This is a genomic window from Actinoalloteichus sp. AHMU CJ021, from assembly GCF_002895405.1.
GTDB lineage: Bacteria > Actinomycetota > Actinomycetes > Mycobacteriales > Pseudonocardiaceae > Actinoalloteichus_B > Actinoalloteichus_B caeruleus.
Genome location: NZ_CP025990.1, coordinates 334,914 through 351,514, shown reverse-complemented (window position 1 = coordinate 351,514; position 16,601 = coordinate 334,914). Strand labels below are relative to the sequence as shown.

Below are 16,601 nucleotides of genomic sequence, written 5' to 3'. Positions count from 1 at the left end.
ACCCGTCGTCAAGCGAAGGCGAACGTCGCGACGTGGGCGGGACAGCCCGAACCGCCACGCGGGTATGCGAACGAATCAGACCGCGTCAGTGACCAGTTGGGGCAAATCGACGAACAGGGTCGTCGGGCCGCCCCTCGGACTCGTGAGCATCACCCGTCCCCCCACCACCGCGACCCGGTCGGCCAGGCCCCGCAGCCCGCTCCCGGCAGCTGGTTCGGCGCCGCCCACGCCGTCGTCCCACACGGACAACGCCAAGCGGTCACCCTCCAGTCGCCCCCGGACCTCGGCGCGTTCGGCGCGGCTGTGCTTGACGATATTCGCCAGGCCCTCCGACACGACGAAGTACGCCGCCGCCTCCACTTCGGGCCCGGGACGTCGTGGGAGGTCGAGGCGCACGGTCACCGCGAGGGGACAACGAGCGGCGAGCTCGGCCACAGCGGGACCGAGACCGTGGTCGGTGAGCACCTGCGGATGGATACCCCGGATCAGTTGGCGCAGGTCGGCCAGTACCCGCTCCGCCTCGCGCCGCGCGGCGACCACCGTTTCCCCCGCGTCGCACTGGCAGTTCCGCAGGTCGATCTCGGCTATCCCCAACTGCAGGATGAGAGCGACCAACCGCTGCTGGGCCCCGTCGTGCAGGTCGCGCTCGATCCGACGTCGCTCGGCCTCGCACACGTGCGCGAGCCAGGCGCGGGAGGACATCGAGCGGCGCCCCCAGCCGGTGATCTCCCGCCCGCGAGGACGCAGGAGCCAGCGCGCCAGGGAACCCTGCCAGGCTGCGAGGAGAGCCACTCCGTAAGCGGCGATCGGGAGCAGGATCAGCCCGACCAGGACAGTGACGGTCTTCGCGACGAACCCGGTGGTGGGAGCAGTGCCCGGGGGACCGAGGTTCACCATGGACTCGATGTCCATCAGGAACTCGAGCAACGGCGTGGCCGGAAGGATCAGGACGGTCGCCGCAGCCAGGACGGCGAACAGGTCCACGATCCCGAGCACCACCACCAGGAGCAGGCAGTAGGCCCATTCCCGCCACAGCGGCAGCGACAGCAGACGTCCCCACGGGGAGCCGTGCGGTTCCGCCGAGTGGGATGGGCCGCGGCTGCTGGCGATCCCCATGCCGAGCATGCCCAGGCGCCGACGTTCCAACGCCGCGAGTGGGGCCGCCGCCACCAGGCACACCACGACCAGCCCGGTCGCCGCGGTCAGGTAGGCAGCGGCGGTACCCACCTCGGAAGTCCACTTGTGCAGCGCGAGCAGCGGAACGACCGCCAACGCGCCCCCGGTGAGGTAGCGCAGCGCATGCCAGGGCCAGCCGGAGCGAAGGAACCGCAGCGGGCTTCCCGCGATCGCGTGCAGGATCTGGGTGGGCACCCGGTGCCTCGAGTAGGCGGGCTCGTCGTGATCAACCCGCGTCGGGGACACTTCCGTCCGACCCACGCGGTCAAGCCTAGCAGAGAAGATCACTACAGTGAGCTCCGATGATCACGCTCCGCGACCGCCTCCGTGATCTCCGACGACGACCGCAGGGTGGGGAAGTGACGCAGCGTTCGGTTCACCAGGGCACCCGTCCCCACCGCGGCCATCGCGATCGCCAGGGCCAGCAAGCTTCCCCCGACACCGAAGAGCGCGAGCGCCCCCGTGCTCAGCAGCGGGCCCAGGGAGCCCGCAGCGCCGGAGGCCAAACCGGTGATCCCGCTCAACCGCCCGCGCAGCTCGTCCCTGGTCACCAGGAGCTGGTACGTGGCCACCGTCGTGTTCGCCACCGGGGCCAGTAGCGCGGCGGTACCGAGGAGGACCCCGAGGGCGAGCCCCTCGGGCACCAGGGCCATGAGGGCGATCACCACGGCGGTCACCCACGCGAAACCGATCACGATGACCGACGCGGGCAACGCCGAGTGCACGCGGGCCGCCACCACCCCTCCGAGCAGTCCGCCAATCCCGAAACATGCCATGGTGAGCCCGATTTCCCCGGTCGCGAGGGTGTCCTCCCCCGAGATGGCGATCACCAGGATGATCACGGCGTGGAAAACGATGTTGACGAAGAAGATGTACACCAGTGTCGGCCGAATGACCCGGTGGCCCAACGCCCAACGGAAACCGGCCCCGATCTCACCCACCGCATGACGCCAGGGACGGCGCGCGGAGGAAACCTGCGGCAGCGGTCTCAGTAGGAGCAGCGCGAAGAAGGAGAAGAGCAATGTCGCCGCCTGGATGAGCAGGGGGAGCGCCATGCTGAACGCGAAAGTGATTCCGACTACCGACGGCCCCACCAGAATCGCAGCGAACGGCCGCGCCGTATTCCTGGCGATCGCGAGGGAGAGTTGGGAACGCGGAACGACCTGGGGGAGAGCGGAGTATTCGGCGGGTTGGAACACCGCGCCGAGCGCGCCTTCGACCGCCGCGACCACCAGGATGTGACCGAAGCTCGGAGTACCCGTGAGCGCCACCACTGCCAGGCTGCCCAACGCCAGCGACCGCCCGCCCTGGCACACCAACATCAACGTCCTGCGATCCACCCGGTCGGCGAGTAGACCCGCCGGAAGGCTAGCTGCCACACTGGCGGCCGCGAGCACGGCGGACACCACACCGAGCTGGGCCAAGGAGCCAGAGGTCGCCAGGATCAGCAACGGGAACGCCACGAAGGCCATCTCGTTCGCGATCTCCGACAGCAGCTGGCTGCTCCAGAGAATGTTGTAGCCCCGGTTGCGGGACAACGGCCGCGTCTCCCCGGACACTGGTCCAGCCTGGGGCTCAGCCACGTCCCGCCCCCGTCGCGCCCTGCTCATCGATCTCCTTCCGCGCCAAGCGAGCCGCGAATCGCATCAACCCGACGCGTCCGGTGTCGGGATCGGGGACGAAGGCGCCCCGAAACAGGAACCGGCCGTTCGCCCTGTCGTGCAAGGCGAAGCGCAGCCCGTCGCCATAGCAGGTGAGCAGGCCGCGCTCGGCGCGACCCACGCGCAGCGACAGCTGACCGTCGGTTCCCCACCCGACCACGAACTCCTGCTCGCCGTTGCGGTACACACCCAGGCAGTCGGGCCGAGGTGGTGTCCGCTCGTCGGGAGACAGACCAGCGAGGAACGGGTGGTCACCCACTCCCGTCCCGCCCGCGCGCAACAGGTCGACCACGTCCGACCACAGCTCGAAGCCACCGCTGGAGTTGGACAACAGTGCCACCACCGAGCCCGTGCTGGGCTCGAACCGCAGATGGCATGACAACCCGTCGTCCATTCCGTCATGCCCGAACCAGTCGACACCGGTGTCGCGGTAGACCGCCCATCCAAGCCCCCAACCGTCCGCGAGACCCGTCGGCCCGGGCGACCCAGCGATGACCTGGTCGGTCCGCATCAACCGAGCGACGCCGTCCTGCTCCCCCAACAGAGGGTCCATGCCGAGGTGGGCGTGGACGAACTTCACCAGGTCGTCCACCCCGAGCGCGAGACCGCCATACGCCGCTCCCGGCCCGTACCGGTGCCGTTCGGCGACCACCGCCTCGACACCACCCGCGTGGACCGTGTGACCGCGGGCCACTGGCCGCGCACCACCGATCCCCGATCCCAACACCACCGGACTGATCTCCAGCGGACGCAACAGGATGGACTCGACGGCATCACACCACCGCATGCCGGTCACGGCCTCGATCAACCGGCCCACAACGGCGTAACCCGCGTTCGAGTACGAGAACGCGGTCCCGGGTGGGCACACCAGCGCGTGCTGGTGGCAGAGCCGGCTCATCCAGTCCTTCGGATCCGCCGCCCCCTCCGGAAGGTCGGAGGCCAGGCCAGCGCGGTGGCTCAACAGCCGCCGCACGGTGATGCCGGTGGCGGAGCCGTCAGCGCCGGCCAACTCCGGCAGGTGCTCGCTGACCGGCTCGTCCAGGTCCACGTCCCCGTCCTCGACGAGGAGCATCGCGAGCGTGGCGGTGAACGGCTTGGTCAGCGACCCCAATGGGAACGCCAGGCGGCCCGCGGACTCCGCGTGCACCCGATGGCCATCCGACGTGGCTACCCTGAGCACGGCCTCCTCACCTCGGCACACCACGAGGCGAGCGTCGCGAACCCGGCGCTTGGCCGCCCGCGCGACGAACGCCTCCGCCATCTCGGCCTCGACCGGCATGCTCACGCCCCTCTCTCGGACAGGGCGGGATCGACTCGCCGCGCCAACGCGCCCAACGCCGCGCGGAAGTCTTCCGTGAACGCGTGGATCGACTCCGGACGGTGGGCCTCGGTGGAGTAGTGCACGTCGAAACGCAGGACGCCGTCCGCCGCGACCGCCACCACGTCCACCAGATGGGGCATGCGTTCCGCCGAATCCAGGTCAGCACCCACCGGCTCCAACACCCGGCGGTACAGGTGGCTGGACGCCGAGTTCCGCTCGGTGTCCAGGTGCCCGTGGTAGGCGAAGAGGACACGGGGTCGCGGGCGATCCGCCAGCTCCGCGGCACGCGGGTCGGTCGAGTAGTGGCGCAGCGCGCCGAAACTGAGCCCCCGGTTCGGCACCGACCGCAGCCGTCGCCGAGTCGACCGCACGGCCGCCGCCCAGTCGGGCGTCGACTCCCGTCCCGCCGTGAGTAGGACGGGGTAGATCGTCGTGAACCAGCCGACCGTGCGGCTGAGGTCGACGCCATCGACGAACTCCTCCCGGCCGTGCCCCTCGAGCTCGACCTCCACGTCCTCGCCGTCGCACAGACGCCCCAGCGCCCAGCCGAACGCCGTCAACAGAACATCCCGAGTGCTGCTCCGAAACGCTGAGGACGCCCGTCGCACCAGGGCATCCGTCTCTCCTGGGGAGAGGGAGAACGTGGTGGAGGTGGCGCTGTCCCGGGTGACCTCGCGGGCACCGTCCACCCGCGGTTCCCCGGCCGGCGCCAGCCCCGCCCAGTGCCCGAGGTCCTCGTCGAAGGTCCCCCGTCGCACCTGGTCCGCCAGGACACCGGCCCACGAGGCGAACGAGGTCCCGGTGGAGCCAAGAACGACCGGTTCTCCCCGCACGGCCAGGCCGTAGGCGGTGTCCAGGTCCTCCAGCAGGATGCCCTGCGAGACGGCGTCGCTGACCAGGTGGTGCGTGGTCAACAGCAGGGCGTCCCGCTCCTCCGGGCCGGAACGGAACAGCAGCGCCCGGAACAGCGGTCCGTCGGCCAGGGACAGGGACCCGTTCACCTCCGTCGCCACCGACTCCATCCGCCGCCTCCTCCTCCCGGCGGAAACCCCGCGCAGGTCGTACGGCTCCAAGGGGACACGCTGCCGCGAGTAGGGTTCGACCCGGGCGGTCCACTCGCCGTCGATCTCGGTGAAGCGCCACCGCAACGCCTCGTGCCATCGGAGCAACGCGTCCAGCGCGACCTGAAGCGCGGCGACGTCAACGCCGTCCCTGAGCTCGAGCAGCGTCGACTGGACGAAGTGCTCCGGGCGCCTCGGACGCGAAGCGAGGAAGTCGCGCTGCACCGGAGTGAGCGGCAGCGGGCCGGATGGGACGGAGTACCCCGCCTCGGCCTCGTTGCCCTCCCGGCCGCGTACCCTCTCCGCCAGCTCCCCGATCGTGGGCGCGAGGAAGACGTCCTTGGAGACGACCCTCAGACCGCGTTTCCTGATCTGCGACACCAACTGGATGCTCAGGATCGAGTCGCCGCCGACCTGGAAGAAGTTGTCGTGCCGACCGACCCGTCCGACCCCGAGGGTGTGTTCCCACGCCTCCGCGAGCAGCCGTTCAACTTCGTCGCGCGGGGCGGAATGGGCCTCCAGCACCGAGGCTCCGCCCTCCGGCTCCGGCAGGGCACGCCGGTCGACCTTACCGCTCGCCGTGACAGGGAACGTGTCCACGACGACGATGCGGACCGGGACCATGTAGGAAGGCAACCGCTCCGCGACGGACGCCCGCAGACGCTCCTCACCCGGGGGAAGCGCCGGTTCGACGGGCACCACGTAACCCACCAGGCGAGCCGGGCCGGCTCCACCCGCCAGCACCGTCGCCGCCGCTCTGGAGACGCCCTCGCAGCCGAGCAGCGCGCTCTCCACCTCGCCCAGTTCCACGCGGAAGCCTCGGATCTTGACCTGGTCGTCGACGCGGTCCAGGTACTCCAGGGCACCGTTGTCAAGCCACCGCACCCGGTCCCCGCTGCGGTAGAGCCGGCTGCCACCACCGTCGAACGGGTTCGCCACGAATCGCTCGGCCGTGCGGACGGGGTCACGCCAGTAGCCCCGGGACAACGGGAGTCCCCCGATGTACAGCTCCCCTGCTACCCCGACCGGGGAGGGGCGGAGGGCGGCGTCGAGGACGTGGACATCGGTGTTGCGTTGCGGCCGGCCCAGCGCGGGGCGGTCGTAGTCGCTCACCGAACAGCTGACGGTCTCGACCGTGCACTCCGTCGGGCCGTACAGGTTGTGCGTGTGGTGGCGGGGCAGCTCGCGCAGTGCCCGCCACAGGTCCGGGAGGATGGGTTCCCCACCCAGCAACAGCGCCAGCGGACGCCGGGTCGGCAGTGTCCCAAGACCCACGGGAAGCAGCTGGGTCGCGTGCGTGGGAGTCAGGTTGACGGTGTCGATGTCCCGTTCCACCAGGTAGCGCAGCAGAGCGTCGGAGGAGCGCCGGGTGTCCTCGTCCACCACGTGCAGCACTCCACCATCAATGAGGACGTGGAGCTGGTCCACGGAGGCGTCGAAGGAGAAGTCCGAGATCATCGCCGACCTCAACCGGTCGTGGCCGGTTCGTGCACGATGGGGCTGGAAGATCCGTTCGCGGTGGTTCGCGAGGAGGTTGGTGAGGCTGTGGTGCCGAACCGCGACGCCCTTGGGCCTCCCGGTCGACCCCGAGGTGTAGATGATGTAGGCCAGGTTGTCGGGGAGGAGGGGCGCACGGCGGGATGAGTCGTTGAGATCGGTTCCCGGTGCCTCGGCGAGCGCGGCCTCGGTGGAGGCGTCAGTGAGCCGGACCACCCGTGATCCTCGTTCCGAGGCGAGAGCGGCGATCCCACCGCCGCCCTGGGACAGCACCAGGGCGGGACCTGCCTGGTCGATCAGGGACGCGAGCCGGTCCGAGGGGAGCAGGGGATCCAGGGGCAGGTAGGCGGCCCCCGCCTTGAGCACCGCGAGCAGGGCGACGACCGTGGTCGAAGTGCGCCCGCAGTCGACGCCGACGAGATCCTCGGGACCGATCTCCTCGCCGACGAGGAAGTGAGCCAACCGGTTGGCGCGTAGGTTGAGCTCGGAGAACGGAAGCTCACCGTCGGCGGTCACCAGGGCGGTGTCCCCGGGGCGGGCACGGACGGTTCGCTCGAACTCGGCGACGATCGTGTCCGCGGTGGCGGGTTCGGCGGTGCCGTTCCACTCGAGGGTCAGCCGGCGGATCTCGTCGACGCCGATCATCGACACCTCGTGGAGGGCGCGGTGCGGCGCGGAGGCGACGGCGCTCAGGAGGTGCGCGAGGCGGCCAGCCATGCGTTCCACGGTCTCCTCGTCGAAGAGGGCGGAACTGTAGCCGATCACCGCCCGCAGCTCCTCGCCCCGCTCCACGAAGTTGATGCTGAGGTCGTGACTGACGTGACGGCTGACGAGGCTTTCTTCTTCGGTGGTGAGGTCGGGCAGGGTGATCGGTCGTTGTGGGGTGTTGTCCAGCACGACCATCACCTCCACCAAGGGGTTGCGGGAGGGGTCCCGGTGTGTCCAGACCGCGTCCACGACCCGGTCGAAAGGCACGTCCTCGTGGGCGAACGCGCCCAGCACCGTCTCCCGGACCCGGGCGAGCAGCGCGGTGAAGGACTCCCGTTCCTCGACCCTCGTCCGCAGGGCGACGGTGTTGACGAAGAACCCGACCACGTCCCGCACCTCGGGTTGGCCGCGTCCCGAGGTGGCGGTTCCCACGACCACGTCCGGGTTGCCGGTATGGCGGGCCAGCCACAGTGTCGTGACGGCGAGCAGGACCGTGAACAGGGTGACGTCCTGGTCCTGGGCCAGGTGTCGCAGGCGGATGCCGAGTTCCGGTGGCAGGGGCAGGGTCAGCGTCGCGCCGGTGGAGCGGCGTACGGGAGGGCGGGGGTGGTCGGTGGGCAGGGTCAGGGGGGTGACGTCGGCCAGTGTGGTGCGCCAGTAGTCGAGGTGGTCGCTGAGGTGGTGGTCGGTGAGGTGGTGGCGTTGCCAGGCGGCGTAGTCGCGGTAGGTGATCGGCAGGTCGGGCAGGGCGGGGACGCGGTGTTCGACGTGGGCGGTGTAGCACTCCGCGAATTCGGTCGCGAGCAGCCGCATCGACCAGCCATCGGTGTTGATGTGGTGGATGATCAGCGCGAACAGGTGGGTGTCCGGCTCCACCCGCAGCAGACTGGCCCGGTGCACGGGGCCGTTCCTCAGGTCGAAGGGGGTTTCGACTTCCTCCCGCAGGCGGTGTTCGAGCAGACCCGGACGTTGCCGTTCCGGGACGGTGGACAGGTCGACCACCCGAAGGGGCGATTCCACCGGTCCCACCACCTGAACACCTCGGCCCTCGACGGTGTCGAAGGTCGTCCGCAGCGTCTCGTGCCGGGCCACCAGGGTCTCCAGGGCGAACCGGACAGCCGGCTCGACCAGCGGTCCCTGCAGGCGGAGGAGCAGCGCGGTGTTGTACTCGGTCGTGCTCGCGTCGAACTGGTCGAGGAACCAGAGTCGTTGTTGGGCGAAGGACACCGGGAACGGCCCCCCACCCCCCACCGGCACCACACCACTCCCGGACACCTCCACCACCCCAACCCGGGCCTCCACCACCCCCGCCAACCCCGCCACCGTCGGGGTATCGAACACCTGCCGAGGCGACAACACCACCCCCCACCGGTCCCGCACCAACGACACCAACCGCAAACTCGCGATCGAGTCACCCCCCACCCGGAAGAAACTCTCCCCCGCGCTCACCCCACCCGGGTCCACCCCCAACACCTCACCCCACACCCGGGCCATCTCCCGTTCCACCTCACCCACCGGAGCCCGGTACCCCGACCCGGCCCCACCACTCCACACCGGATCGGGCAACTCCCGACGCACCACCGTGCCCGCCGCCCCCACCGGCAACTCCGACAACACCACCCACACCCCCGGCACCGCATACCCCGGTAGGCGGGCCGCCGTGAACTCCTCCACCACACCCACCGGCGCGTCCCCCACCACATAGCCCACCAACCGATCCCGACCGGTCGGGTCCCGCCGAGCGGTGACCACCACCGCCTCCACCCCCGGACATCCCGCCACGACCTTCTCCACCTCGGCGGGCTCGACCCGGAACCCTCCCACCTGGACCTGGTCGTCCACCCGACCCAGGAACTCCAACCCCCCCTCGGGACGCCACCGGGCCCGGTCCCCAGTCCGGTACACCCGGCCCCCGGGCAGGGGGCCGAAAGGATCGGCCACGAACCGGGTCGCGCTCAACCCTGGGGCGTTGCGGTAACCCCGGGCGACACCAGGACCCCCGATCCACACCTCACCGGGTACTCCCACCGGTACGGGCCGCATCCACCGGTCCACCACGTACACCCCGGTGTTGACCAGGGGTTGGCCCAGGGGGACGAACGGTTCCCGTTCCACCGGGGTGTCCAGGGCATGCACGGTGGCGTCCACGGTGGTCTCGGTGGCGCCGTAGGCGTTGAACACCCGGGTGGTGGAGCCCGCGGCGGCGGCGACCCGGGCACTGTCGGCGGCCCGCCATCCTTCCGAGCCCACCGCCAGGACCCGCAGAGGTGCCAGGGACCGGCCCCGGGTGGTGACCTCGGCGGCCAGGGCGGTGGCGACGGCGGGGACGGTGACCATCAGGGTGGCCTGGCTGTGGTGGAGCAGGTCGGCCAGGGCATGGGGGTCGTGGAGGGTGTCCTGGGGGCAGATGATGAGGGTGCCACCGAAGGCGGTGGCGAGGAGGAGGTCAGCGACGAAGAGGTCCACGCCCACCGGGGAGACCGACAGGCAGGTGGGGCGGGTGCCCTGGAGGTGGTAGCGGGTGTTCCAGGCGTGGCGGATGTGGTCGAGGTTGGCGTGGTCGACGGTGACGCCTTTGGGGGTTCCGGTGGTGCCGGAGGTGTAGATGACGTAGGCGGTGTGGTGCAGGGTGCCCGCTGTGGTGGTGGGGTGCCCGGCTGTGTCGATACTCGTCCCGTGCGATACCTCCTCGCGGTCCCCGGAGTCCGGGGTGGTCAGGGAGTTCAGGGTGGTGGTGGGCAGGTGTGGGGGTAGTTGGTCGGCGAGTTCGGGCAGGGTCACCGTCAGCTGGGGTTGGGCGGAGTCGAGCAGGACGGCCAGGGTCGCCGGGGGGTGGGTGGGGTCCAGGGGCACGAACGCGGCACCGGTGTGCCAGACCGCTAGCAGGGCGGTGACCGCCTCGGTGCCGCGGGGTAGGTGCAGGCCGACCAGGTCACCCGGGCCCAGGTTGTGGTGGGTGCGTAGGTGGTGGGCCAGGCGGCGGGCGTGGGTGTCGAGTTGCTGGTAGGTGAGGTGGTTGTCGTGGTGGGACACGGCGATGTGGTCGGGGTGGGTGCGGGCGTGGTGGGTGATGGTGTGGTGCAGTGGTGGTGCGGGTGTGTGCGGGTGGGTGGGGGTGGTGTGGGTCAGGGCGTGGTGCTGGTCGGGGGTGAGGGGGGTCAGGGTGCGCAGGGGTTGGGTGGGGTGATCGAGCAGGGACCGCAGCAGGGTGTGGAGATGCTGCCCGAGACGGGCGATCGTCCCCCCATCGAACAGGGCCGGGTCGTAGGACAGGGTCAACTCCAGCCGGTCGCCGGAGTGAGCGGTGAGAGCCAACGGGTAGTTGGTGTGCTCGTCGCCCTGGAAGTCGGCGACGCGGATGCCGTGCCGCTCGGCGACCCGATCGTCCACCGGGTAGTTCTCGAACACCACGATGCTGTCGAAGAGAGCGATCTCCCCCGGTAGCTCGCTCCAGCCCTGGATCTGCCCGAGGGACACGTGATCGTGCCGCCGAGCCTCCAACTGGGACTCTTGAAGGGCGCGCAGCCACTCCACAACAGGGGTCTCGTCGTCGGAGCGCACCCGGACCGGCACCATCCCGATGAACAGGCCGATCATCTCGTCGGCCCCGCTCAACTCGGGGGGGCGCCCCGACACCGTTGACCCGAAACAGACGTCGTCAGCCCCGGAGTGCCGGGCGAGCAGAACCGCCCACGCACCCTGGACCAGGGTGTTCAGCGTCACCCGGGCCGCCGTGGCATCGGCCTGTATCCGTCGGGAGTCCTCCTCGGAGACCAGGACCTGGAACTCCTCCGACGATCGTGACTCGTGCGCCCGCCGAGGTACGCGGTCGAACGGCAGCGGCGTCGGCGAGGCGAACCCGGCCAGCGCGCTCCGCCAGTACCCCTCCGCTTCGCTGATGTCCCTGCCCGCCAACCACGCCACGTAGTCCCGGTAGGGGCGCCGAGCCACGCCGACCTCGGCACTCCCGCTGGTCAGCGCGGAGTAGTGGCCGAGCACGTCCGACATCACCAGGGAGAAGCTCCAGCCATCCATCACGAGGTGGTGCGATGACCAGAAGACGCGAACCCTGGCCTCCGCCAGCCGGATGATCGTCAACCGCAGCAGCGGGGGAGTGGCGAGGCGAACACCTCGCTCCGCGCGCCGCTCCCACAACTCATGGCTCCGCTTCGCCTGTTCCTCCTCGCCCAGCATTCGCCAGTCCAGGTGGGTCACCGGGAGCGAGACCCCGCTCCGCACCACCTGAAGCGGTTCGGGAACCCCCTCCCAGACCACCGCCGCCCGCAGGCTCGTGGTGTTGTCGACGACCCGCTGCCAGGCCGCCGCCAACGCGACCGGATCACGCACCCCGTCCAGAACCATCCCGAAGTGACCTGTGTAGACATCCCGTTCCGGGGTGGTCAGGGAGTGGAAGAGCATTCCGCTCTGCATCGGGGTCAACGGGTAGAGGTCGTCGACCGCCCGGCCGTTGCCCACGATCCGGTCCACCACGGCCTGCGTCAGCGCCGCCAGCGGGAAGTCGGAGGGCGTCGCGCCACCCGAGTCCGGGTCCGAGCAGTGTCGGACGATGTCGCGCAACCTCTCCCCGAACCTGTCCGCCACCCGGCGCACGGTGTCGCGGTCATGTGCGGCACGGGAGTAGGTCCAGTCAAAGACTAGCTCCCCGCCCCGAACGGCCCCATTGATCTCGAGCAGGTGCTCCCTCTCCTGCGTCGGTGTGAAGGGATCGCTCTGCTCCGGCAACTGAGCACCGAACAGCGAACCCTCCTCGCCCGACGTGAGATCGAACCTGCCGTGGTAGTTGAAGGCGATCGAGGGACTTCCGCGGTGGCCCAACCCCTCGGTGCCGCGCAGGAACCGCAACGCCCCGTATCCCAGACCGTTGTGCGGAACCGCCCGCAACTGCTCCTTCACGGATTTGATCACGCTGTCCCACTCACGATCCGACGGCACCCGCAGCGCGACCGGGTACAAGCTGGTGAACCAGCCCACCGTGCGCGAGAGATCCACATCGGGGAACAACGGTTCGCGACCGTGGCCCTCCAACGACAGGGCCACGTTCGACCGGCCGGTCCACTCCGCGACGACCAGGACCAGCGCGCTGAGGAGCAGGTCATTGATCCGGGTCCGGTAGGTGTCCGGTGCCTGGTGCAGGAGTGCCCGCGTCCACTCCGCGTCCAAGCGAGTCGACACGACATCCGTGTCACCCGCCACGTTCGGCCCCTGGCGGTCCCGCGGGAGTCCCCCGGCCGCGACCACCTCGTCCTCGACGCCTACCCAGTAGGGCAGTTCCCCGTCGAACTCCTCCGAAGCGGTGTGCTCCAGCAGCCGCTGGGACCACTCCCGGAAGGACGTGCTCGGCTCCCCCAGGTCGATCGGCACGCCCTCCAAGGCCTGCCGGTACCCGCGCTCGAGATCCGCCATCAGGATCCGCCACGACACACCGTCCACCACGAGATGGTGAGCCACCAGGAAGAGCAGTGGACGTCCTCCGTCCTCGGTGAACAGGACCGCGCGCCACAACGGCCCCTCGTCCAACCGGAAACCGCGCTGCGTGCGCAGGACGGCCTCCCGCACCTCGTCCTTGCGCTCGTCGGCGGTCCCGCCCACCAGGCGAATTCGTCGGAGGGCTTTTCCTTGCTCGTCCCAGGGCGGCGCATTGCGCAGTCGCCAGCGGCCGGTCACCCGGCTCGCCCGCAACCGCAACCCGTCGTGGTGGTACGACAGCCCAGCGAGAGCGCTCTCCAACGCCGCCTCGTCGAGATCCGGTGCCAGCTCGACGAGCAGGGACTGGGTGAACCTGTCAGAGCTGGGCACCAGGGTCTCGAAGAACCAGGCGTGGATGGGAGTCATCGCCACGTCGCCAACCACCGGTCCCCGAGGACGCGAATCGGATGGCCTGTCCCACGTCGCGTGGGTGGCGAGCTCCGCGACCGTCGGGTAAAGGAACGTCTGCCGTGGGCTCACCCGCAGCCCCGCCCTCAGCGCGCGCACCACCACCTGGAGGCTGAGGATCGAGTCACCGCCGAGGTCGAAGAAGTTGTCGAGGACCCCCACCTCCTCGACCCCCAGCAGCTCCGCCCACACCCCGACGAGGACCCGCTCCGCCTCCGTCCGTGGTGGAACCCGAAGCCCTCCGCCCACCGACGCGACAACGGGGGGCGGCAGTGCCCTCCGGTCGACCTTGCCGTTCACCGACCTCGGCAACGACTCCAACTCCACGAAGTGCGCGGGCACCATGTGTTCGGGGAGCTGGGCACGCAGGAAACCGCGCAGCGAGTGGACGTCCACGCTGCCCGACCGTGAAACGACGTACCCGACGAGCCTGGGCGAGTTCGACGCGTCCGACCAGACCACCACACTCGCCCCAGACACGTCGGGGTGCAGCGAGATGACCGCCTCAACCTCTCCCAGTTCGACGCGGAAGCCCCGCAGCTTGACCTGGTCATCGACGCGCCCCAGGATCTCCAGCTGACCGTCAGCCCGCCAGCGCGCCCGATCGCCGGTCCGATACATCCTGAGCCCGGAGCCGCCCAGCGGATCCGCGACGAACCGGCACGCGGTCTGCCCGGGTCTGCCCAGGTAACCTCGGGCCACCCCACGGCCAGCAACGTAGAGCTCACCCGCCACGCCCACTGGAACCGGCCGCATCCGGCCGTCCAGCACGTAGGACCGAAGACCAGGCAGGGGCGCCCCTGCCGGCACGCCGAACTCCTCGACGTCGAGCCCGCCGAGGGGGGCGCTCATCGACGCGCACACCGTCGTCTCCGTCGGACCGTAGGCGTTGACCACGCGTCGCTCGGCGGCGAGCCGCCGGACCAGACCTGGCGGGCAGGGCTCACCCGCAAGGACCAGGGTCGTGCCGTCGGGGATCTCCTCCACGGGCAATGCGGCGACAGCGGTCGGAGGGAGCGTCACATGGGTGATGTGCCGGTGCCGGAGGATTCCGCTCACCAGGGCCTCCGACGGGCTTTCCCCGGGGGCGGGCATGACCAGCGACCCACCCGAGAGCACCGACATGCAGAGATCCCAGAACGCGGCGTCGAAACTCCACGACGCGAACTGCAACACCCTCGTACCCGGCCCCGTCCCCAGGCGCTCACGTTGCGCCTCGACGAGCCCCCGCACGCCGGCGTGGGACACGAGCACGGCTTTGGGGCGGCCCGTCGAGCCCGAGGTGTAGATGACGTACGCCGTGTTGCCCGGGCGCGGTGACTTATCCCGGCTTCCCACCGGGGAGGTGGAAGCCGACCGGGCCGCCGTGTCCTCGGCAGCGGACGGGAGGAGGTCGAGCCGAACGGTCTCGACGTTGGAGGGGAGGAGGTGGAGGTGTTCGCTCCTGGTCACCGTCACGATCGGGCGGGCGTCTCCCACCATGTACTCGATGCGCCCCACCGGGTAGGAGAGGTCCACCGGGAGGTACGCGGCCCCGGCCTCCATCACGGCGAGAGTGACGACCACCAGGTCGACGGACCGGGGCAGCGCGACCGCGACCACCGATTCGGGACCGGCGCCCCGCTCCGCCAGCACCCGTGCCATCCGGTGGACCCGCTCCCCGAGCGTCGCGTAGTCCAGGATCTCGTCGCCACAGGAGACGGCCGGTGCCGTGGGACGCGCGGCGACCTGCTCGGCGAGGAGTTCCGGGACCGTCCGCGGAACCGGGCCAGGGCCCTGGTCCGGCCAGGTCCGCGTGACGGCCAGCTCTTCCTCGGAGGCGAGCACGGGCAGCCCGGAGATGGTCCGGTCCGGCTCGGCGGCGACGGCCTCCAGCACCGTGCACAGCTGGTCGGCAACCCTGGCCGCCGTCGCATCGGAGAACAACGTGGTGTTGTACGACAGGGAACCGACCAACTCCCCATCCGTCTCGCCGAGGTCGAACATCAGGTCGAGGCTGGTGGCGAGAACGGGAGGTTCCACCTCCCGAGTCGCGACCCCCGGCAAGTCGAGGGCACCGAAGTCCATGTTGTGCAGGTTGATTCCCACGTCCACCAGCGAGGGACGACTGGGATCGCGTTCGGGGGCGAGCACCTCCACCAGCTTCTGGAACGGGACATCCTCGTTGGCGAACGCGTCCAGCACTGTGCCGCGAACCTCTGACACGAAATCGCGGAACCTCATCTCCTCTCCGACCCTGGAACGGAGGACCAAAGTGTTGACGAAGAACCCGACGAGCTCCTCGAGCTCGACCCTGCCACGTCCGGAACTCGCCGTGGCGACCGCCACGTCGGACTGACCGCCGAGCCGCCCGAGGAGCACCGTGAGACCCGCGACGAGGACCGTGAACAACGTGGTCTCTTCCGCACGAGCCAGTGCGCGCAGAGCGGACGTCACCGACGCCGGGACCGTGAAGCGCCGCACGGCACCAGCGTGGGACCGCACCGACGGCCTTCTCCTGTCGTGCGGCAGGTCCAACCTCCGCAGGCCCTCGAGCTGCTCGCGCCAGTACTGGAGTTGGTCGGAGAACTCCCCGTTCCGGAGCCTGCCCCGCTGCCAGCACGCGTAGTCCGCGTACTGCACCGGCAACGGAACGAGCCCGACGTCCGGTTCTCCCAGCGTCTCCGCCCGGTACAGGGCGTTCAGCTCCGAGGCCACCACCCCCATCGACCAGCCGTCCGCCACGATGTGGTGCATGGTCAGTACCAGGAGGTGATCACCTGGGCCCCAGCTCACAAGGCGAGCCCGGAACACCGGCCCCTCACGGAGATCGAAGGGGATCGCGATCTCCTCGGCCAGGATCGCCGCCTCGACGTCCGATCCGTCACCAGGCGCTCCGGTGCCCGCGACCGTAACCGGGAGCACGAATGGGCCGACCGCCCCGACGATCTGGACGCCGTGCCCGTCGATCGAATCGAAGGTCGTGCGTAGGATCTCGTGACGCGCCACGAGACGGGACAGCGCCATCTCCAACGCGGGAACGTCCAGGTCGCCGCGGATGCGCACCGCACGGCAGGAGTTGTACTCGACGCTGTCCGGCTCCAGGGCGTACGTGTACCAGAGCCTTTGCTGAGCCGAGGACAGCGGGGGATGGCCTTGCCGGTCCGCGCGCGGGATGCTCTCCACCTCCGGGCCCCCCACCGCGAGACCCGCCAGCCGGCTGAGCAACTCGTCGCTCGCGTCGACGTCCAGATCGTTGGGAAGGTACTCGCCCTGGCCGGAGCTCGACATGGAAGGAGTTCC

Annotated in this window: 4 protein-coding genes; all 4 read right to left on the bottom strand. The window is 70.0% G+C overall.

Translation table 11 applies throughout. The features are described 5' to 3' along the window. Positions 1–75: 75 nt before the first annotated feature. The 4 genes from C1701_RS01100 to C1701_RS01085 are packed head-to-tail and all read right to left on the bottom strand — an operon-like array spanning position 76 to position 16,589. Entirely contained in the window at positions 76–1,437 is a 1,362-nt protein-coding gene (locus tag C1701_RS01100; RefSeq protein ID WP_162183677.1) for a sensor histidine kinase, read from the bottom strand. A gap of 26 nt (positions 1,438–1,463) precedes the next feature. After that, positions 1,464–2,786, bottom strand: a complete 1,323-nt coding sequence (locus C1701_RS01095; RefSeq protein ID WP_051713144.1) for an MFS transporter — start codon at positions 2,784–2,786, stop codon at positions 1,464–1,466. Next, positions 2,752–4,116: a serine hydrolase domain-containing protein gene (locus C1701_RS01090; RefSeq protein WP_051713145.1), complete on the bottom strand. Its 1,365-nt coding sequence runs from the start codon at positions 4,114–4,116 to the stop codon at positions 2,752–2,754. Before C1701_RS01090 ends, C1701_RS01095 begins: the two co-directional genes overlap by 35 nt. 2 nt (positions 4,117–4,118) lie before the next feature. Beyond that, positions 4,119–16,589, bottom strand: a complete 12,471-nt coding sequence (locus C1701_RS01085; protein ID WP_103055343.1) for a non-ribosomal peptide synthetase — start codon at positions 16,587–16,589, stop codon at positions 4,119–4,121. Between the last annotated feature and the right edge of the window lie 12 nt (positions 16,590–16,601).